This is a genomic window from Microbacterium maritypicum, assembly GCF_008868125.1.
In the GTDB taxonomy this organism is placed as follows: Bacteria; Actinomycetota; Actinomycetes; order Actinomycetales; family Microbacteriaceae; genus Microbacterium; species Microbacterium maritypicum.
Genome location: NZ_WAAQ01000001.1, coordinates 1,544,138 through 1,563,486 on the forward strand (window position 1 = coordinate 1,544,138; position 19,349 = coordinate 1,563,486).

Below are 19,349 nucleotides of genomic sequence, written 5' to 3' on the forward strand. Positions count from 1 at the left end.
GGGGCGGCGTCAGTTCTCTTCGACGGATGTCCCGCTTGAGGATCCCGCGGCGTCACGGCGGTTGCGACGCGTCCGGCGCAGGAGCCAGACGAGGAGCACGACCACCGCGGCGAGTGCGAGCCACGGGAGGATGAAGCCGAGGGCGATGACCAGTGCGTTCAGCGACACCACGAGACCGTTCCAGCCGGCCAGCAGGCCGTCGCCGAAGCCGGCCGGGTCAGCGGTCGTCGGTGCGCTCGCCTTCGTCAGCTGCACCTGCAGGGAGGACATCGCGACCTGGTCGTCGAGAGCGGCGAGCTGCTGTTCGTAGGATTCGAGCTGGGCCTGGCGGTCGGTCAGTGCGACCTCGGCCTCGATCAGCTCGGACACGCTTCCCGATTGCGCCATGAGCTGCGTGAGCCGCTCGACCGATGCCTTCGTGGAATCGACGCGGGCGCGCAGATCGATCGCGGCAGACGTCACGTCCTGCTTCGACGTCGACGACGCGAGCACCTCTCCGGTGTCGGCGAGAGCGGCGATCACGTCGGGAAGATCCGCCGACGGCACCCTGATGCCGACCCAGCCGTACGCCGAATCGGCGGTGTCGGTGGCGGGATCGGTGCGGCCGTCGAGCGGGACCGACTTCCCGATCTCCGTGCTCTCGACGTAGCCGCCGTGCTCCTCGGCGAGGGCCGCGATCGCCGTCGCCGCCTCGGGGATGCTCTTCACCTGAACGGTCGCCTGCGCGGTGGCGATGATCTCGCGCCCGCTCTCCGCGTCAGCGGCACCGGGGAGCGTCGCCGCGTTCGCATCGGAGCTCACGGCGCCACCGTCCGACAGCGACTCGGGAGCCACACCCGTGAGCCGCTCGGGCGATGAGGGCGCGGAGTCGGCGACCGTGCCGCTGGAGAAGCCGATGCCTTCGGACGTCACGGAGGTTCCCCCGCCTACGGCGCCGAGGATGGGGGGCGTCACGAGCACGCCGACCACGAAGGCCGCGGCGATGCCGCCGCCGGTGAGCCACCGCCGCCGACGAGCACGGGACTTGGCCTCGGCCGGGCGCGCCGGCGCGCGCTCGGAGGCGATCTCGGCGAAGACGGCGTCTTCGATACGGGCGATCGCCTCGTCCGAGAGGGCGGGCAGGTCGCTGCCGCTGGTCTTGTCGTTCATGCGTCTCTCACTTCCGTCACGGCGCCACGCAACTGCGTGCGCACTCGAGAGAGACGGTTCCTGACGACGGCGTGGGTCACCCCGAGCTTTTCCGCAGCCGCCTGATAGGCATAGCCCTCAGACGCGCACAGACGGAAGATCTCACGATCGAGTTCGCTCAACGTGCCCACTTCTCGGGCTATCCGCGCCGCCAGCTCGGCCGTGATGACCTGCTCCTCGACGCTCACCGTGTCCGGCAGCAGGGTCTCGTCCACGGCCTCGGCGGTGTGCGCCTGATCGCGCCGACGCTGACGGAGCCGGTTTGCTGCCTGGAATCGGCAGATCGTGGCCAGCCACGGCAGGATCGACTCGCCCTGGAGCTCGAGGTCGGGGATCTTCCGCCAGGCGACGACGAACGTCTCCTGGGTCACATCCTCAGCGTCGGACGGCGAGGCGAGGATGCCCTGCGCGATCCAGTACACGGGACGCACGTGTGCGCGGTACAGCTCGCGAAAGGCGTTCTCGTCGCCGGCCGCGGCCTGCGCCGCCCATCTCTGATCAGTTGTCTGCAGGGGCATCCTGGTTCCGTTCGGTGTCTCTCACGAGGAGAGTGTCGATCGATGCCCCATCGTCTCAGATCCGGTGCAGGGGATTGCGTGCGGGCCGCAGGGAGTTTCCGACGACATCCGTTCCCACTGATGCCACGGCTCCGGTAGCATTGCCCGGGCGAGAGGGAGTATCCCGAATCCGCGCGTAACGTCATCACGAGCACCGTCATCGCTGCTCCGGGCGCGCGCCGCACATGTGTGCGGGGGAGAGACTTTCGACTCATTCCCGACCCCTCCGCGAAAGGTGCAGTGCGCCCTTGGAAATCCCCGTCTGGTTCGAGATCACCTCGATGGTCGTCCTCACGATCATCCTGATCGGCGACCTGCTCCTCATCCGGCTGCGGCCGCACATCCCGTCGACGAAGGAGTCCACTCTCTGGGTGGTCTTCTACGTCGGGCTCGCGCTGCTGTTCGCGGTGCTCCTCGGCAATGTCGGAGGTTGGCAGAACGCGGGTGACTTCATCACCGGATGGGCGTTGGAATACAGCCTCTCCATCGACAACCTGTTCGTCTTCGTCCTGATCATGGCCCAGTTCGCCGTGCCGCGGCGGCTGCAGCAGCAGGTGCTCATGGTCGGCATCATCATCGCGCTCATCCTGCGCGGCCTGTTCATCCTCGCCGGTGTCGCGATCGTCGAGAACTTCTCGCCGATCTTCTACATCTTCGGCGCCTTCCTCATCTGGACGGCGATCCGTCAGGCCATGCCGGACGGCGATCACGAGGGCGAGGTGCAGCGCGAGAACTTCATCGTCCGCCTGCTGCGTCGCCGCGTCGACATCAGCGAGACGTACGACGGGTCCAAGATCCGCACCACGGTCGACGGCAAGCGCATGTGGACGCCCATGGTGATCGTCTTCATCACCATCGGTGTCACCGACCTGATCTTCGCGATCGACTCGATCCCCGCGATCTTCGAGATCACCACCAACGGCTTCCTCGTCTTCTCGGCCAACATCTTCGCGCTGATGGGGCTGCGCCAGCTCTACTTCCTGCTCGGTGACCTGCTCGACCGTCTGCGCTACCTGCACTACGGCATCGCCGTCATCCTCGGTTTCATCGGCGTCAAGCTGATCCTGCACGCTCTGCACGTCAACGAGCTGCCGTTCATCAACGGCGGCGAGCACGTCGAGTGGGTGCCCGACATCAGCAACATGGTCTCCCTCGGCGTGATCCTCGCCTCGATGACCATCGCGACCGTCGCCAGCCTGATCGCCTCGTCCCGCGAGAAGCGCGCGGCGAGGTCCACGACGACCGTGGAGTGAGATCATGGCGGCATGACCCGCCACTGGACACCCCTCGCCCTCGTCTATCTCGTGCTGGCGGTGGTCGGTCTCATCGGCACCTGGACGTTCAACGTGCTGGCCATCACGCAGATGGTGGACTTCGTCGGCGATCTCGTCGGCAGCGGTCCGGCGGTGTCGTCGATCACGGTCGATCTCCTGATCGTGGCGATCGCGGGGAGCGTGTTCATCATCGTCGAGGCGCGACGGATCGGGATGCGGAGGGGCTGGCTCTATGTCGTGCTGTCCGGAGTGACGGCGTTCGCCTTCACCTTCCCGCTCTTCCTGGCGATGCGCCAGCGCCACCTCACCCGTCTGACCACAGAAGCTCGGCGTCGAGCGTGAGGTCGATGATCTGACGAAGCAACGCCCCCACCGTGGCGGACTGCAGCAGCGCGTATCTGTCGTAGTCGCCGAGGGGAGCGATCGCGGCGAGCTGCCACGCGGCGGCGATCGGATCGTCCGAGAGCTCGGTGTCGGCATCCCACTGCGCCTCGGGCGCGCGGGCGAGTGTCCGTCGCACGATCGCCTCCGCTTGCGTGCGCAGCGGGGTGAGCTCGTCGCTCCAGTCGAGCTCGGGCAGTGGCGTGACCTCGGCGCGGGGATAGGGGTCGTCATCCAGCCACTCATCGACCGTGAAGCGATCGGTGCCGACGGCGACGGCCAGCAGAGCGTCGGCACCCGCGGAGACGCTGACCAGCCGCGCCATCGTCCCGATGCGACTGCGCCGATCGCCACCGCCGACCTCATGGCCGCGTTCGATGAGCACGACACCGAACCGCGGGTCCTCCTCATCCAGGAGCCGCCCGATCATCGTGAGGTACCGCGGCTCGAACACGCGAAGCGGAAGCGGGGTGTGCGGGAAGTGCACCGAGCCGAGCGGGAACATCGGGATGGCGGTCATGGCACCAGTCAACACCGAGAGACGTAAAGTGAACAGATGCGCAGACCTCGCCCCCTCACCCCGTCCGCCGGACAGGAATCCGTCTGGGACTATCCGAGGCCGCCGCGCGTTGAACCGGTCGCCGAACGCATCACGATCCGCCTCGGCGGTGACCTGATCGCCGACACACGCGATGCCGTGCGCGTGCTGGAGACCAGCCACCCTCCCGTCTACTACCTTCCGATCGCCGACTTCATCCCCGGTGCGCTGGTGGAGGCCCCCGGTGCCTCGTTCTGCGAGTTCAAGGGCACCGCCCGCTACTTCGATGTGCGCGGTGGAGACACCCTTCGCCCTGGAGCGGCCTGGAACTATCCGCACCCGTCGCCCGGCTTCGAGGCGCTGACCGACCGGGTCGCCGTGTACGCGGCGCCGATGGACGAGTGCACCGTCGGGGACGATGTCGCGGTCCCGCAACCGGGCGGGTTCTACGGCGGGTGGGTCACGTCTTGGGTCGTCGGTCCCTTCAAGGGCGTTCCCGGCTCCATGGGCTGGTGACGTTCGGCCTGACCGCCGCTCAGAACGCGCGCAGGTTCGCCTGCAGGCCGCCGTCCGCGTATTCACGACGAAGGATGCCTCGACGGCGGAGCACAGGCACGAGCTCGTCGAGAGTGCGGTGCAGGGTGACCGGATGGAAGTCCCCCCACAGCAGCACGCCGTCGTTGCCCCATTCGCCGAGCTCTTCGATCAGGTCGGCGAACTCCTCGGCCGTTCCGACGAAGCCGGTGCGGTCCGAGATCCGACCCGCACGGGCGAGCGCGCTGAGGTGTGCGCGCAGCGGCGCCTCCTGGCCCCGGTCGCCGATCAGACGCTGGATGCTGCCGCGGGAGACGTGCGCACCGAAGACAGAGAGGTCGAGCGGACGGTCGAGGTCGAGCGACGTGAGATCGGTCTCGAGGTCGCTCGACTGCTTGCGGGCGATCTGCACGAGCGCGGCATCGTCGGGGTGTGCGGACGCGGCCACGATGCGGTCGGCCTCCTCCACCGACGGGGTGATCACGGGCTGGATGGCGAAGAGGATCTTGATGTCCTCCGGACGTCGTCCTCTCTCGATCGCCGCGTCGTGCACTTTGGCGCGGTAGTCCCGCACGGACTTCTCGTTCAGCGGCGCCAGAGCCAGTTGGACGTCGGAGTTCGCGCCGGCGAAGCCGAGCCCTCGGCCCGAGCCGCCGGGTGAGACGATCGCGGGGTCCCCGTCGGTGAACGGCACGGCGTTGAGCGGGCCGTCGAAGGCGAAGTGCTCACCGCGATGCTCGACCGCACGCAGGCGGGTGCCGTCGGCGTAGACATCCGTCTCCCGATCAGCGAGGAGAGCGCCGTCGTCCCAGCTGCGCCAGAGGGCGCGGATGCCGTCGAGCCATTCCTCGGCGCGGTCGTAGGCCTCGTCGTGCCCGAGCTGCGGGGCCGCGGAGAAGTGTCGTGCGCTGCCGGTGTCGGTGACCACGTTGAGACCCAGACGATGGCCGCTGAGGTGCTGTAGCGTCGCGAACTGCCGGGCGGCCGTGTAGGGGAGGTACGCCGCGGGATTCACCGTCGGCACCACGCCCAGGTGCCTGGTCGCCTGGAACAGATAGGGAGCCAGCAGGAGCGGGTCGTGCTTCGGGCCGCCGAACGCGTGCCGGACGCGCAGATCGATCGTCGAAGGCGATCCCAGGGAGGGCGCGTCCTCGATGATGACCAGATCGAAGCCGGCCTGCTCCAGGGTGCGCGCGGCGTCCTGATAGATCTCGGGGCGCGTCCAGTCGTAGTCCCATTCGAGGGACGGATAGCCCCAGCCCTGCGGTCCGAAGCCGCGGGCGAGGAACCAGCCGAAGTGCTGAGGGCGGCTCATGCCACCGTCTCCCGTACGTTCTGGAGCACACGGGACAGATCCGTGATCAGATCGTCGACGTCCTCGATGCCGATCGACAGCCGCAGGGTGCCCGGCCGCACGCCGAGAGCCTCGCGCTCCTCCTCGGTGCGCTGGGCATGACTGGTGGTCCCGGGGTGCAGCACCAGAGAGCGCACATCTCCGATGTGGGTCATGTGGGTGAAGACCCGCACATGCTCCACGAATCGGCGTGCCGCAGGGAGCCCGCCCCGCAGAGTGAAGGTGAAGATCGATCCGGACCCGCCCTCGAGGTAGCGTTTGCCGACCTCGTGGTCGGGGTGCGAGGGGAGCCCGACGTAGTCGACGCTCTCGACCTCCTCGTGCCGTTCCAGCCACTGGGCGATCTGCAGGGCGTTGCGAGACTGTCGCTCGACCCGCAGGCCGAGCGTCTCGACGCCCTGTCCGATCAGGAAGGCGTTGAGAGGGGACGGCGATGCGCCGAATCGCGGGGCGACGGATTCGCGGGCGTAGGCGATGCGGGCGCGGCCCCCGTGGCGGGCGAAGACGCTGGGTGCATCCCCCCGGCCGGGGAGGACGAGATGGGGCGCGTTGTGGCCAGCGAGAGCGGCGTCGAAGCGCCCGTCATCGATGATGACGCCGCCGAGCACGGAGCCGTGCCCGGCCAGGAACTTCGACGCGGAATGGACCGCGATCGCCGCGCCGTGCTCGAGAGGGCGCAGCAGTGCCGGCGTCGCCAGCGTGTTGTCGACGATCAGTGGGATCGCGTGCTCATCGCCGACGTCGCTGATGGCGCGGACGTCGAGCACATCGTTGCGGGCGTTGGCGAGCGACTCGGCGAACAGCGCGCGGGTGTTCGGGCGGATCGCCGCCCTCCAGGCATCCGCATCGGCGATGTCGTCGACGAACGTGGTCTCGATGTCGAGTCGAGCGAGGTTGTCCAGGAACAGGCCCCTGGTGCCTTCGTAGATGTGGGTGGACGACACGATGTGATCGCCCGCGCCGGCGACGGTAAGAAGGGCCGTCGCCACTGCTGCCTGGCCGCTGGCCACGAGCACGGCGTCGGCGCCGGACTCCAGGGCTGCGAGCTGGCGCTCCACGGCGCGCACCGTGGGGTTCCCTGTGCGGGTGTAGCCGAAGCCGGTGCCGGTGCTGAAGTGGTCGGCCGCGTGATCGAAGTCGTCGAACTCGAAGCCCGCCGTCAGGTAGATGGGCGTCGCGCGGGAGCTGGCCGTCTCCCGGCTTCTCGCCGCGTGGACCGCGCGGGTGGCGAAGCGGGCGGTGTCGACGGTCATGCGGTGCCTCTCGGTCGTTCGGGTGCTCAACAGAGTGTCATGACGGGTCGGAGCACGTCTCAGCGGTGGTAATCTGACGTCATGCGGACCGTGCTCCTTCTTCTTAGGCGCCGCGACGAGACCTCGATCTGAGCCCCTCCTCGTCGCGGAGTCCATCGTGGGCCGAACCGCCAGCCACAGGAGACACGCAATGACCACCCCCGCAAACGGTGCCGATTCCGCACGCCGCAGGACTCTCGCCGAGAAGGTCTGGGACGACCACCTCGTCGTCAAGGGCGAGAACGGCGAGCCGGACCTCATCTACATCGACCTGCACCTCGTGCACGAGGTCACCAGCCCGCAGGCCTTCGATGGCCTCCGCAGCGAAGGGCGGCCGCTTCGTCGCCTCGACCTCACGATCGCGACGGAGGACCACAACACTCCGACGTGGGACATCGACAAGCCGATCGCCGACCTGACCAGCCGTACGCAGATCGAGACGCTGCGCCGCAATGCCGCCGAGTTCGGAGTGCGTCTGCACTCGCTCGGCGATGCGGAACAGGGCATCGTGCACGTGGTCGGGCCCCAGCTCGGGCTGACCATGCCCGGCATCACCGTGGTCTGCGGCGACTCGCACACCTCGACCCACGGCGCGTTCGGCGCGATGGCGTTCGGTATCGGCACCAGCGAGGTCGAGCATGTCATGGCCACGCAGACCCTGCCGCTGAAGCCTTTCAAGACCATGGCGATCAACGTCGAGGGCACGTTGCGCCCCGGTGTGACGGCGAAGGACATCATCCTCGCGGTGATCGCGAAGATCGGTACCGGCGGGGGACAGGGCTACGTGCTCGAGTTCCGCGGCAGCGCCATCCGCGCGCTCTCCATGGAGGGCCGCATGACGATCTGCAACATGTCGATCGAGGCAGGGGCCCGCGCGGGCATGGTCGCCCCCGACGAGACGACGTTCGCCTACCTCGAGGGTCGCCCGCACGCGCCGAAGGGGCAGGACTGGGAAGACGCCGTCGCCTACTGGCGCACGTTGCCGACCGATGAGGGCGCGACCTTCGACGCCGAGGTGTTCATCGATGCCGATCAGCTCGAGCCGTTCGTGACGTGGGGGACCAACCCCGGTCAGGGCAGCTCCCTCTCGGCCGCCGTGCCCGACCCCGCCGAGATCGACGACCCGAATGAGCGCGCAGCCGCGGAGCGGGCGCTGGAGTACATGGACCTGAAGCCGGGGACACCGCTCAAGGAGGTGCCGGTGGACGCGGTCTTCATGGGGTCGTGCACCAACAGCCGCATCGAGGACCTCCGGGCGTTCGCGTCGATCATCGAGGGCAAGAAGAAGGCCGACGGCGTGCGCGTCATGGTCGTGCCGGGATCGGCCAGGGTGCGGCTGGAAGCCGAGGCGGAGGGCCTGGACAAGGTGATCAAGGACTTCGGGGCGGAATGGCGTTTCGCCGGATGCTCGATGTGCCTGGGCATGAACCCGGATCAGCTGTCTCCGGGCGAACGCTGCGCCTCCACCTCCAACCGCAACTTCGAAGGACGCCAGGGCAAGGGAGGGCGCACGCATCTCGTCTCACCTCTGGTCGCCGCAGCGACCGCGATCCGCGGCACCCTGTCCAGCCCGAGCGACCTGACGGAAGGGTTCTGAATCATGGAGAAGTTCACCACTCACACCGGTATCGCCGCTCCGCTGAAGCGTTCGAACGTCGACACCGATCAGATCATCCCTGCGGTGTTCCTCAAGCGCGTCACCAAGACCGGATTCGAGGACGCGCTGTTCCATGCATGGCGCCAGGATCCCGATTTCGTGCTCAACCAGACAGCGTTCCACGGGGCCTCCGTGCTCCTGGCCGGCTCCGATTTCGGCACCGGTTCGAGCCGCGAACACGCGGTGTGGGCGTTGCGTGACTTCGGCTTCAAAGTCGTGCTGAGCCCGCGCTTCGCCGACATCTTCCGGGGCAATTCGGGCAAGCAGGGGCTGCTCGCCGCGACGATCTCGGAAGAGGATCTCGAGCGGTTCTGGGCCGAGATCGACCGGAATCCCGGGGTCCAGATGACCGTCGACCTCGAGGCGCGCACCGCCTCGATCGGTGACGTCCAGGCCGAGATCGGGATCGACGATTACACTAGATGGCGGCTCCTCGAAGGGCTCGATGACATCGGGCTCACGCTGCGCAACGAAGACAAGATCGCGCAGTTCGAGGCCCGTCGCGAGTCGTGGCGGCCCCGAACCCTTCCCGTTCAGTAGACGGTGGGGGCGGGGGAGCCAGGGGCAACCCGCCCCCGAAATCCGTAAATGAAGTGAGGCTCCGAATGACGACACCTGTGCGCGACGCTCTTCCGGACGGAGTCCCTGCACTCACCGGAGACGTCCTCGCCATTCGAGGCGGACGCCCGCTTCGCGGTCGGGTCGACGTCAAGGGGGCGAAGAACCTGGCGACGAAGGCCATGGTCGCCTCGCTCCTCGGCGAGACCGTGAGCACCCTGCGCGACGTACCGGCGATCAGCGATGTCGCCGTCGTGCGCTCGCTGCTCGAGGTGCACGGTGTGCGTGTGTCCGAAGGCGATGAGCCCGGTTCGCTGGTGTTCGACCCGAGCGACGTGGAATCCGCGCACTTCGAGCAGATCGACGCTCACGCCGGTGCCTCGCGCATTCCGATCCTCTTCTGCGGCCCGCTGCTGCACCGTCTCGGTCAGGCGTTCATCCCCGACCTCGGTGGATGCCGCATCGGTGACCGCCCCATCGACTTCCACCTGGACGCTCTGCGCAAGTTCGGTGCGATCGTCGAGAAGCTCCCCAGCGGCATCCGCCTCTCCACGGGGGGAAGCCGCCTGCACGGGGCGAACATCCACCTCCCGTACCCCAGCGTCGGCGCCACCGAGCAGGTGCTCCTCACGGCCGTGCGCGCCGAGGGCGTCACGGAGCTGCGCAACGCCGCCATCGAGCCCGAGATCATGGACCTGATCGCCGTGCTGCAGAAGATGGGCGCGATCATCTCCTACGAGCCGAACCGCGTCATCGTGATCGAGGGCGTCGAGAAGCTCCGCGGCTACGACCACCGGTCGATCTTCGACCGCAACGAGGCCGCGTCCTGGGCCTCCGCCGCGCTCGCGACCGATGGCGAGATCTTCGTCGGCGGCGCGAAGCAGCAGGAGATGCTCACCTTCCTCAACATCTTCCGCAAGGCCGGCGGCTGGTTCGACATCCAGGAAGACGGCATCATGTTCCGTCGCGACGGCGAGATCAAGCCCGTCGTGATCGAGACCGACGTGCACCCCGGCTTCATGACGGACTGGCAGCAGCCTCTCGTCGTCGCCCTGACTCAGGCGCACGGCCGTTCCGTGGTGCACGAGACCGTGTACGAGAACCGCATGGGCTTCACCGACGCGCTGGTCAAGATGGGCGCCGACATCGTCGTGCACCCCCGAGGCCTCCAGGACGGTCCGCGTCGTGTTCCGCGTCGCGACCTCGAGCAGGCTGCGGTCATCACCGGTCCGACGCCGTTGCACGGCGCCGACATCGTGGTTCCCGACCTGCGCGGTGGCTACAGCCACGTGATCGCGGCGCTGACGGCCACCGGCGAGTCGAAGGTGTCCGGTGTCGACATCCTCAGCCGCGGCTACGAGAAGTTCCTCGCCAAGCTCGACGCGCTCGGCGCCGACTTCGACGTCATCCGGTGACCGCGGTGACGTCCCGGTCATCGGAGACGAAGCGGCCGAGCATCTTCTGGCCGCTCGCCGCGCTGATCATCCCTCCCGTCTCGCTGATCGCGAAGATCCGCGTGAGCGGTGCGGAGAAGCTGCCGCGCGAGGGATCGTACGTGCTCGCCCCGAACCACTACTCGGAGTTCGATCCGCTCATCGTCGCCGTCGCCGTGTGGCGGTCCGGTCGCGCGCCGCGCTTCATGGCGAAGGAGAGCCTGTTCAAGGTGCCGGTGCTCGGCTGGTTCCTGCATCGCACCGGGATGATCCCGGTCGCGCGCACGTCGTCGGCGTCGTCGGCACGGCAGACGATGAAGCAGTCCGAAGAGCTCGTCGAGCACGGTCGGGGCGTGATCGTCTACCCCGAGGGCACGCTCACGCGCGATCCCGATATGTGGCCGATGCGCGGCAAGTCCGGCGCGGTGCGTCTGGCCCTCGCCGACGGCATCCCCCTGATCCCGATGGCGCAGTGGGGTACCCAGGCGATCATGGGGCGCTACCAGAAGGGCCTGAGCCTGTGGCCGCTGCGCAAGCCGGTCAGAGTGCTCATCGGCGACCCCGTCGATGTCTCCGATCTGCGCGAGCGGGCAGGAGAGCCTGCGGCGCTCACCGAGGCGACGAACCGTCTGATGAACGCGATCACCGCACTCCTCGAAGAGCTGCGCGACGAGAAGGCACCCGCGGAGCGCTGGAACCCCGCGAGTCACGGACAGAAGGAGACCGGACGCCTTGACTCCTAAGAGAACCGCTGCGGCCGGGCCGCGGGCCGCGGTCGTAGGATCTGGCAGCTGGGGAACCACGTTCGGCAAGATCCTCGCCGACGGTGGCGCTCAGGTGACGATGTGGGCTCGGCGCCCGGAGCTGGCCCAGGAGATCAACGAGGCCAAGCGCAACTCCCGCTATCTGCCCGGCATCAATCTGCCGCGCACGATGGCGGCGACGCACGAGCTCGCAACCGCTCTGGACGGCGTGGACCAGGTCTACCTGTCGGTGCCGAGCCAGTCGCTGCGCGAGAACCTGAAGGCGCTGCGGCCGCTGCTCGCCGACAGCGATGCCAAGATCATCAGCCTCATGAAGGGCGTCGAGCGCGGAACCGGACTTCGCATGAGCCAGGTGATCCAGCAGGAGCTGCGCTGCGACCCCGATCGCGTCGCCGTGGCCTCGGGGCCGAACCTCGCTCTCGAGATCGCCCGCGAGCAGCCGACCGCCGCCGTGATCTCCTCGCGCAGTCAGGAGACGGCGGAGATCGTCGCGCGCGCGGCTCGGAACAGCTACTTCCGCACCTTCGTGAACACCGATGTGATCGGCACGGAGTTCGGCGGCGTCCTGAAGAACCTGATCGCGGTGGCCATCGGCATCGTCGACGGCGTCGGCTACGGCGAGAACACCAAGGCGTCGATCATCACCCGCGGTCTCGTCGAGATGACCGACTTCGCGGTGGCGAACGGGGCGCACCCCGAGACGCTCCAGGGGCTTGCCGGACTCGGCGACCTGATCGCGACCTGTCAGTCGCCGCTGAGCCGGAACAACACCGCAGGGCGACTGCTCGGTCAGGGCTACAGCTTCCAGGACGTCGTGAAGCAGATGCAGCAGACGGCCGAGGGATTGGCCTCCGTTGCGCCCGTCCTGCAGCTGGCGCGCGAGGCCGAGATCGACATGCCCATCGTCGAGCAGGTGAAGATGGTGCTCGACGGCAAGATGAATCCGCGGGACATCGCACCGCACCTGACGACGGACGACGACACCCCGCAGGGTGAGAGGACCAACCATGGACAAGCAGACGGTGGTGGTGCTCTTCGGCGGGCGCTCCAGCGAGCATTCGATCAGTTCCGCAACGGCGGGGGGAGTGCTGGGCGCGATTGACCGCGACCGCTACGCCGTGATCCCGGTCGGGATCACCCGTGAAGGCGCGTTCGTCCTCGAAGACGACGATCCCGCGAAGTTCCCGCTTGACGCGGCGCATCTCCCCGAAGTGGTCGACAACGGCACCCGCGTGCTCTGGCCGGAGCCGGGCGGTGACCGCACGCTGCGCGTCGTGCAGACGGACGGCACCGTCGAGGGGCTGGGAGAGATCGACGTGGTGCTGCCGATCCTGCATGGACCGCACGGCGAGGACGGCACCATCCAGGGCTTCTTCGACACGCTGGAGGTCCCTTACGCGGGCGGTGGGGTCCTCGACTCCGCACTCTGCATGGACAAGCACTTCATGAAGATCGCGCTCGAGGCCTCCGGCATCTCGGTCGCTCCCTGGGTGACGGTGCGCCGCACGGACTGGGATCGCGATGCCGCAGTCGTGCGTGCGCGGGCCGCGGAGCTGGGCCTGCCGGTGTTCGTGAAGCCCGCACGTGCGGGCTCGAGCGTCGGGGTGTCCAAGGTCGAAGCCGCCGACGAACTGGACGCGGCCCTGGCCGTGGCCTTCGCCGAAGACGACAAGGTGCTGATCGAGACCGGCGTGAGCGGTCGCGAGATCGAGGTCGCAGTGCTCGAGAGCGCCGACGGGGTCCGGGCATCTCTTCCCGGCGAGATCGTGCTGACCTCGCGGGGCTTCTACGACTTCGAGGGCAAGTACCTCGGCGGCGACGGGGTGGATGTCGTGTGCCCGGCCGAGGTGACCGACGCAGAGCTGGCGGCCATCCAGCAGGCGGGTATCCGCGCGTTCGAGGCCGTCGACGGCCGTGGGCTGGCCCGCGTCGACATGTTCCTGACGCCGTCGGGCGAGCTCGTGGTGAACGAGCTCAACACGATGCCGGGCTTCACCCCGATCTCGATGTTCCCCAAGTGCTGGGTCGCCTCGGGCCTGAGCTACGGCGATCTGATCACCGAGCTCGTCGAAGCCGGTCTGCGCCGCTGAGCGCGCGGTTCCCCGCGGCGATCAGCTCGCGGGGAACTCGACGCGGTCCGTGCACTGTCCGGTCGCGGGCTGGAGCCCGGACTGGATGCTCGCGGAGATCTTGTCGACGATCGCCTGGAAGTCGATCTGCTCGCCGCGGCGGATGGTCACCTCGACCGCGGGGTCGCGTCCGAACGTGACCAGCCTCTGACGCTCCTCTTCCTGCTCGAGGACCAACCAGTCGACGCCGCCGAGGGTGGTGCACACGAGTGCAGACGGTGCGGGGGGCTCGACACCGCAGCGCAGCACGACGGTGGGGTCGCCCCAGGCACCTGTCGCCTGCGCGTCGGTCCAGACCCGATCGAATCCGCCGACGGTCTCCGGCAGGAGCACGGAGACGTTCGCGCATGCGGGGTTGTTCGCATCGGCGGCGGGTTCGAGGTGCACGGTGGTCGAGCAGCCGGCGAGCATCGCGGCCAGGGACACCGCGCCTGCGAGGACAGCGAGGCGACGGGAACGGGGCATGCTTCCAGGCTACCTTTGACAGCATGCCCTCCCGACCCGATACCGACGATCCGCGCCTGGGAGATGTGTCCGAGGGGCGTATTCTCCAGGCGATCCTGACCCGGACCCCCGCGGCGTCGCACACGCTGATCGGTCCGGGCGATGATGCGGCCGTCATCGCCACGCCCTCCGGCTCGGTGGTGGCGACGACAGACACGCTCGTGCACGGTCCCGACTTCCGTCTCGCATGGTCGAGTGGGTACGACCTCGGCTGGAAGGCTGCGGCGGTGAACCTCGCCGATGTGGCGGCGATGGGTGCCCGCCCGACCGCGCTGCTCGTCGCTCTGGCCGTCCCGCGGGAGCTGCGTCTGTCGTTCGTCGAGCGCCTCGCCGACGGCTTCCGCGACGCCTGTGCATCTCTCGCGCCCGGATGCGCTGTGGTCGGCGGCGATCTGACGGTGTCCGACGTGCTGACGGTCGCCGTGACCGCGCTCGGCGACCTGGAGGGGCGTGTCGCGGTGACGCGGAGCGGTGCGCGAGCTGGTGATGTCGTCGCGGTGGCCGGGGAGCTCGGGCATGCCGCTCGCGGTCTCGCGGTGCTGTTCGGGCGGTTCCGAGACGGAGATGTCCCCGTGCCGGTGGATCCGGCGAAGCTCGCTTCGGGCGAGAGCGCGGCGCTGGCGGCACAGCTTCGACCCGCACCGCCGATCGGCCTCGGTGCGGTCGCGGCCACGGCGGGCGCCACGGCGATGATGGACGTCTCCGACGGGCTCGCTCTCGACGCACGACGGATGGCCGCGGCTTCGGGCGTCACGATCGCCCTCGACCGCTCTCTTCTCGGAGGCGACCCGGAACGCGCGCTGGCGGGGGGAGAGGACCATGCGCTGCTCGCGACGTTCCCCGAGGGAACGCTGCCGCCGGGATTCCGCGTCATCGGTTCGGTTCGGGCTCGCGGAGAAGAAGACCTGCTCTGCGACGACCTTCCTGTCGACCTCTCCGGGTGGGACCCCTACCGGGACTGGGACTCGGTCGCTGGCTGATCGAGCCGCTCGGAGTCCTTCGCCTCCGGGGCAGGTTCAGCCCACCACACTGTGGTGTCGCCGTAGCTCTTCTCGCGGAACTGCTCCAGATTCGCTGCTCCGAAGTCGGGCGGCGTGGAACGGCGGGCCCGCTCGACGACCACCACGGCGTCCGCCGACAGCAGCGGAGCGAGCGCGACGAGATCCGCGGTCATGGCGGTGTCGTCGAGATCGTAGGGCGGATCGGTGAAGACGAGGTCGAAAGGTCCCGTCGCGCGCTGCAGGAACGCGTGCGCGGTGCTCTCGTGGACGCGACCGGGCGGCAGACCGCCCGCCTTGGCGACGACGGCGGCGTTGCGTCGGACGATGGCCGCGGCCTGGCGTGCGCGTTCCACGAACTCGGCACTCGCCGCTCCGCGGCTGAGCGCCTCGAGCCCGAGGGCGCCTGATCCGGCGTAGAGGTCGAGCACTCTCGCGCCCTCGATCGCGCTCAGGGATTCCAGCGCGCCGAACAGCGACTCGCGCACCCGATCACTCGTGGGGCGTGTGCCCGAGCCCGGCACCTCGAGTCGGGCGCCTCGGGCGCTGCCTGCGATGATCCTCGTCACCCGTTCACGATACGACAGCCTGCGTGCCGGCTGTGTCCGTCGTGTTCCCTAGACTCGGAGCATGTCGCTCACGCTCGATTCCTCGCTGGAGGATGCGCTCGGTGCGGCGTCTGCCAAGACGCTCGGTCGTGCCTTCGGCATGCAGAGCGTCGGAGACCTGCTCGCGCACTATCCGCGCCGCTACGCCGACCCGGGCGAGCTCACGCCGATCCGCGACCTGCCCCTCGGAGAGACGGTGACCATCGTCGCCGAGGTGCTCTCCTCGAGCTTCCGTCGCATGCGCAACCGCCCCGGTGCCATGGTCGATGTCGTGATCGGCGACGGGATCGGACGCATGTCGCTGACCTTCTTCGCCAAGAACGCCGGTGCAGCCGAGTGGCGGTCGAAAGACCTCGCCGTCGGACGACGCGGTGTGTTCTCCGGCAAGGTCGGGGAGTTCAACGGGGTGACGCAGTTCGCGCACCCGGAGTACGAGCTGTTCGACGACGAGGATTCCGCTCGACGCAGTGCCGACGCGCGCGCAGCCGTGCCGATCCCGATCTATCCCGCGACTTCGACGATCCAGACCTGGCAGATAGCCAGACTCATCGGTCGCGTGCTCGACGACCTCTCGGAAGCCCCCGACCCGTTGACCGCGGAGATCCGAGAACGCGAAGAGCTGCTCACCGCTCGCGAGGCTCTCGAACTGGTGCACCGCCCCCGCACCCGGAACGACATCGACCCGGCCGTGCGCACCCTGCGCATGCATGAGGCGCTCACCCTGCAGACGGCGCTCCTCCAGCAGCGGGACGCGATTCGTGCGCTCTCCGCCACGTCGCGGCCTGCGAGCGCGGGCGGACTGCTGGAACGCTTCGACGCGAGCCTCCCGTACACGCTCACTCCCGATCAGGAGACGGTGGGACGGCAGATCGCCGCTGACCTCATCGGTGCCTGGCCGATGAACCGTCTTGTTCAGGGTGAAGTCGGATCCGGTAAGACGCTGGTGGCCCTGCGAGCGATGCTGCAGGTGGCCGAGAGCGGCGGCCAGGCCGCGCTGATCGCCCCCACGGAGGTCTTGGCCGGTCAGCATCTGCGCTCGATCGCCAAGATGCTCGGTCCCGATCTCGCGCCGTTGCTGATGCCGACGCTGCTGACTGGTCAGATGCCCGCGGCCGAGCGCCGCAAGGCCGCCCTGCGGGTCGCGTCCGGGCAGGCGCTGATCGTGGTCGGGACCCATGCCCTGCTGGGGGAGAAGACGACGTTCGCCGACCTCGGTCTGGTCGTGGTCGACGAGCAGCACCGCTTCGGTGTCGAGCAGCGCGAGGCTCTGCGGGCGAAGGGCTCGAGTCCTCACGCCCTCGTGCTGACGGCGACGCCGATCCCGCGGACGGTCGCGATGACGGTCTTCGGCGACCTCGACACCTCTGTCATCCGCACTATGCCGGCGGGCCGCGCCGGCATCGAGTCCTTCGTGGCTCCGCTCGCGGAGCACCCCGGGTGGTTCAATCGCGTCTGGGAGCGGGCCGCGGAGGAGATCGCCCAGGGGCGGCAGGTCTTCGCGGTGTGCGCGGCGATCGACACGACCAAGAAGACGGCCGAAGCAGGGGAGCAGCCCGCGCTCGCGCCCGAGGGCGCCTCCGGGCCCCGCTGGGGCGTCGTCCAGCTCGACGAGGCTCTCGCGACCCACCCGACGCTCGGCGGGCTGCGGCGCGCCGTGCTGCACGGTCGTATGCCGTCGGATGAGAAAGACGCCGTGATGCAGTCTTTCGCCCGCGGCGACATCGACCTCCTCCTCGCCACCACGGTGATCGAGGTCGGCGTCGACGTGCCCAATGCGTCGACGATGATCGTCCTCGATGCCGACCGGTTCGGCGTCTCGCAGCTGCACCAGTTGCGCGGGCGAGTCGGTCGAGGCGGCGTCCCCGGGCTCTGCCTCCTCGTGACCGAGGCCGAGGCGGGGTCGCTCGCGCGGGACCGCGTCGATGCCGTCGCCGCGACTCTCGACGGCTTCGCCCTCGCCGAGGTCGATCTGGAGCTGCGCGGTGAGGGTGATGTGCTCGGGGCGGCGCAGGCGGGCGTCCGCTCCTCCCTCAAGCTCCTCCGCGTCGTCAAAGATGCCGGCCTCATCGCCCGGGCGCGTGAGCTGGCCGAGGGTATCCTCTCCGCCGACCCCGACCTGGCCGATCACCCGGGCCTTCGCGAGGCGATTGCACGACGTGTGAGCGATGAGGATCGCGCGGCGCTGGCGAAGAACTGACGCGTAACCGACGTGCCCTAGGCTGGAACCATGAGCAGCCGGATCGCCGTCGTCCCGGGTTCCTTCGATCCGCCTACGCTGGGTCACCTCGATGTGATCAGGCGCGCGGCCGCTCTCTATGACGAGCTGCACGTGCTGGTCGTGCACAACCCGGGCAAAGAGGCCATGCTGCCGATCGCGCAGCGGCTCTCCCTGCTGGAGAAGTCGATCGCCGACGACGGCATGCAGGGCAACATCGTCATCGGTTCGTGGAGCATGGGTCTCCTGGTCGATTACGCCCGCGATGTGAACGCCGGTGTGCTGGTGAAGGGCATCCGCTCCCAGATCGACGTCGCGTACGAGTCTCCGATGGCGATCGTGAACCGACACCTCGCCGGCATCGAGACCGTGTTCCTCCTGCCCGACCCCTCGCACGCCATGGTCTCCAGCTCCCTCGTGCGCCAGGTCGCATCTCTCGGCGGCGATGTGACGCCCTTCGTCCCCTCGGCGGTCGCGGCGTTCCTGGACACCGGGTCCCGCGGGCTCTGACGCCCTTCCCTGAACGCGCGGTCAGAGCGACCGTGAGCCCTGGCCGGTAGCATGGAAGCGTGCGCTCTCGAATGAACGGCCCTTTTGTGCTCCCTGCCCGCGACATCGTCCGGCGACCGGGAGAGATGCGCGAACACGAGTTCACCGTCGCTCTCTCCGAGGCGTGGGGTGAGGGGATCGTGTCGTACGAGGCCGGGTCCGAACTCGATCTCGATGTGCGCTTGGAGTCTGTCCACGAGGGCATCCTCGTGTCGGGAACCGCTGATGCGGAATACGCCGGCGTGTGCGGAAGATGCCTGATCGACATCACTCGGCCCGTCGAAGTCGAGTTCCAGGAGCTTTTCGCGTATCCTGGTGAGGAAGAAACTGACTTCGAGGTTCAAGACGACCACGTGGATCTTGAAACTCTCGTCAGGGATGCGGCCGTACTGGCACTTCCTTTTCAGCCGGTGTGTCAGCCGGATTGCCCGGGTCTCGACCCGAAAACGGGTGAACGACTGACCGTGAGCACCGGAACGGAGCAGGCCGCTCCCATCGATCCTCGGTGGAGTGCGCTCCAGAACATCACAGACCAAGACGGCACGGAAGAATCTCGTGCCGCCGAGAAAGAAGAGAGCTAGTCATGGCTGGTAACCCCCCGAAGCGCAAGGTATCCCGTTCGAACACCCGCTCGCGCCGCGCGCAGTGGAAGGCGGCGCCCGTCGCGCTCGTCAAGACGATCGAGAACGGCCAGGTCGTCTACAGCCGTCCCCACCAGGCGAAGGTCGTCACCGACTCGCAGGGCACGGAGCTCTTCCTGGAGTACAAGGGCCGCAAGGTCGCCGACGTCTGAATCGCGTACGGTGACGGAGGTCC

At 68.4% G+C, this 19,349-nt stretch carries 21 protein-coding genes; 14 read left to right on the forward strand and 7 right to left on the reverse strand.

From position 1 onward, the window contains the following. Positions 1-9: 9 nt before the first annotated feature. Together F6W70_RS07410 and F6W70_RS07415 are read right to left on the reverse strand one after the other, a co-directional pair. Positions 10-1,149 (reverse strand): DUF4349 domain-containing protein, encoded by a 1,140-nt coding sequence (locus F6W70_RS07410; RefSeq protein WP_151486289.1) that lies wholly within the window; start codon positions 1,147-1,149, stop codon positions 10-12. Next, on the reverse strand, positions 1,146-1,706 hold the full coding sequence (locus F6W70_RS07415; RefSeq protein ID WP_151486290.1) for an RNA polymerase sigma factor: 561 nt from the start codon (positions 1,704-1,706) through the stop codon (positions 1,146-1,148). The genes F6W70_RS07410 and F6W70_RS07415 overlap by 4 nt, the downstream gene beginning before the upstream one ends. Before the next feature lie 287 nt (positions 1,707-1,993). Between F6W70_RS07415 and F6W70_RS07420 the strand changes: the two genes are divergently transcribed. Continuing rightward, positions 1,994-2,998, forward strand: coding sequence for a TerC/Alx family metal homeostasis membrane protein (locus tag F6W70_RS07420; protein ID WP_017830772.1), 1,005 nt, complete (start codon positions 1,994-1,996; stop codon positions 2,996-2,998). Between the two features lie 12 nt (positions 2,999-3,010). Further along, a complete protein-coding gene (locus F6W70_RS07425; RefSeq protein ID WP_055868589.1) occupies positions 3,011-3,361 on the forward strand; it encodes a DUF2834 domain-containing protein in 351 nt (116 codons plus the stop codon). Here the strand turns inward: F6W70_RS07425 and F6W70_RS07430 are convergent. Then, complete coding sequence (locus tag F6W70_RS07430) at positions 3,324-3,920, reverse strand: LON peptidase substrate-binding domain-containing protein (protein ID WP_055868587.1); 597 nt, start codon at positions 3,918-3,920, stop codon at positions 3,324-3,326. The genes F6W70_RS07425 and F6W70_RS07430 overlap by 38 nt on opposite strands. 36 nt (positions 3,921-3,956) lie before the next feature. Between F6W70_RS07430 and F6W70_RS07435 the strand changes: the two genes are divergently transcribed. Next, positions 3,957-4,454, forward strand: coding sequence for a DUF427 domain-containing protein (locus F6W70_RS07435; RefSeq protein WP_151486291.1), 498 nt, complete (start codon positions 3,957-3,959; stop codon positions 4,452-4,454). Positions 4,455-4,473: 19 nt separating this feature from the next. Here the strand turns inward: F6W70_RS07435 and F6W70_RS07440 are convergent, their stop codons facing one another. Beyond that, a complete protein-coding gene (locus F6W70_RS07440; protein WP_151486292.1) occupies positions 4,474-5,787 on the reverse strand; it encodes an LLM class flavin-dependent oxidoreductase in 1,314 nt (437 codons plus the stop codon). After that, on the reverse strand, positions 5,784-7,079 hold the full coding sequence (locus F6W70_RS07445) for an O-acetylhomoserine aminocarboxypropyltransferase/cysteine synthase family protein (RefSeq protein WP_151486293.1): 1,296 nt from the start codon (positions 7,077-7,079) through the stop codon (positions 5,784-5,786). Before F6W70_RS07445 ends, F6W70_RS07440 begins: the two co-directional genes overlap by 4 nt. Positions 7,080-7,269: 190 nt before the next feature. On the opposite strand from F6W70_RS07445, the gene leuC reads away from it, so the two are divergent. The 6 genes from leuC (at position 7,270) to F6W70_RS07475 (ending at position 13,620) form a co-directional block, all read left to right on the forward strand. Then, positions 7,270-8,715 carry a 3-isopropylmalate dehydratase large subunit gene (leuC, locus tag F6W70_RS07450; RefSeq protein ID WP_055872626.1) on the forward strand — a complete coding sequence of 482 codons (1,446 nt, stop codon included), beginning with the start codon at positions 7,270-7,272 and terminating at the stop codon, positions 8,713-8,715. Between the two features lie 3 nt (positions 8,716-8,718). Beyond that, on the forward strand, positions 8,719-9,315 hold the full coding sequence (gene leuD / locus F6W70_RS07455) for a 3-isopropylmalate dehydratase small subunit (protein WP_055872625.1): 597 nt from the start codon (positions 8,719-8,721) through the stop codon (positions 9,313-9,315). A gap of 65 nt (positions 9,316-9,380) precedes the next feature. Further along, positions 9,381-10,748 carry a UDP-N-acetylglucosamine 1-carboxyvinyltransferase gene (gene murA / locus F6W70_RS07460; protein WP_151486294.1) on the forward strand — a complete coding sequence of 456 codons (1,368 nt, stop codon included), beginning with the start codon at positions 9,381-9,383 and terminating at the stop codon, positions 10,746-10,748. Beyond that, positions 10,745-11,509, forward strand: coding sequence for a lysophospholipid acyltransferase family protein (locus F6W70_RS07465; RefSeq protein ID WP_055868575.1), 765 nt, complete (start codon positions 10,745-10,747; stop codon positions 11,507-11,509). Before murA ends, F6W70_RS07465 begins: the two co-directional genes overlap by 4 nt. Further along, positions 11,499-12,632: an NAD(P)H-dependent glycerol-3-phosphate dehydrogenase gene (locus tag F6W70_RS07470; RefSeq protein WP_151486295.1), complete on the forward strand. Its 1,134-nt coding sequence runs from the start codon at positions 11,499-11,501 to the stop codon at positions 12,630-12,632. The genes F6W70_RS07465 and F6W70_RS07470 overlap by 11 nt, the downstream gene beginning before the upstream one ends. Further along, positions 12,538-13,620 carry a D-alanine--D-alanine ligase family protein gene (locus tag F6W70_RS07475; RefSeq protein WP_055868574.1) on the forward strand — a complete coding sequence of 361 codons (1,083 nt, stop codon included), beginning with the start codon at positions 12,538-12,540 and terminating at the stop codon, positions 13,618-13,620. Before F6W70_RS07470 ends, F6W70_RS07475 begins: the two co-directional genes overlap by 95 nt. Positions 13,621-13,641: 21 nt before the next feature. On the opposite strand, the gene F6W70_RS07480 is transcribed toward F6W70_RS07475, so the two are convergent. Further along, a complete protein-coding gene (locus F6W70_RS07480) occupies positions 13,642-14,124 on the reverse strand; it encodes a DUF3515 domain-containing protein (protein WP_055868572.1) in 483 nt (160 codons plus the stop codon). A 23-nt stretch (positions 14,125-14,147) separates the two neighbouring features. Here F6W70_RS07480 and thiL point away from each other — a divergent pair, with 23 nt between their 5' ends. After that, positions 14,148-15,143 carry a thiamine-phosphate kinase gene (gene thiL, locus F6W70_RS07485; protein WP_055868570.1) on the forward strand — a complete coding sequence of 332 codons (996 nt, stop codon included), beginning with the start codon at positions 14,148-14,150 and terminating at the stop codon, positions 15,141-15,143. On the opposite strand, the gene rsmD is transcribed toward thiL, so the two are convergent. Further along, positions 15,113-15,730 carry a 16S rRNA (guanine(966)-N(2))-methyltransferase RsmD gene (rsmD, locus tag F6W70_RS07490; RefSeq protein ID WP_055868568.1) on the reverse strand — a complete coding sequence of 206 codons (618 nt, stop codon included), beginning with the start codon at positions 15,728-15,730 and terminating at the stop codon, positions 15,113-15,115. The two genes, thiL and rsmD, sit on opposite strands and share 31 nt — an antisense overlap. Positions 15,731-15,791: 61 nt before the next feature. On the opposite strand from rsmD, the gene F6W70_RS07495 reads away from it, so the two are divergent. The 4 genes from F6W70_RS07495 to rpmF all read left to right on the forward strand — a co-directional run bounded on the left by F6W70_RS07495 (position 15,792) and on the right by rpmF (position 19,326). After that, complete coding sequence (locus tag F6W70_RS07495; protein ID WP_151486296.1) at positions 15,792-17,966, forward strand: ATP-dependent DNA helicase RecG; 2,175 nt, start codon at positions 15,792-15,794, stop codon at positions 17,964-17,966. Between the two features lie 30 nt (positions 17,967-17,996). Next, positions 17,997-18,494: a pantetheine-phosphate adenylyltransferase gene (gene coaD, locus F6W70_RS07500; RefSeq protein WP_017830756.1), complete on the forward strand. Its 498-nt coding sequence runs from the start codon at positions 17,997-17,999 to the stop codon at positions 18,492-18,494. Between the two features lie 71 nt (positions 18,495-18,565). Continuing rightward, positions 18,566-19,114, forward strand: coding sequence for a YceD family protein (locus F6W70_RS07505; protein ID WP_017830755.1), 549 nt, complete (start codon positions 18,566-18,568; stop codon positions 19,112-19,114). 2 nt (positions 19,115-19,116) lie between these two features. Further along, positions 19,117-19,326 carry a 50S ribosomal protein L32 gene (gene rpmF, locus F6W70_RS07510; protein WP_017830754.1) on the forward strand — a complete coding sequence of 70 codons (210 nt, stop codon included), beginning with the start codon at positions 19,117-19,119 and terminating at the stop codon, positions 19,324-19,326. The last annotated feature ends 23 nt before the right edge of the window (positions 19,327-19,349 follow it).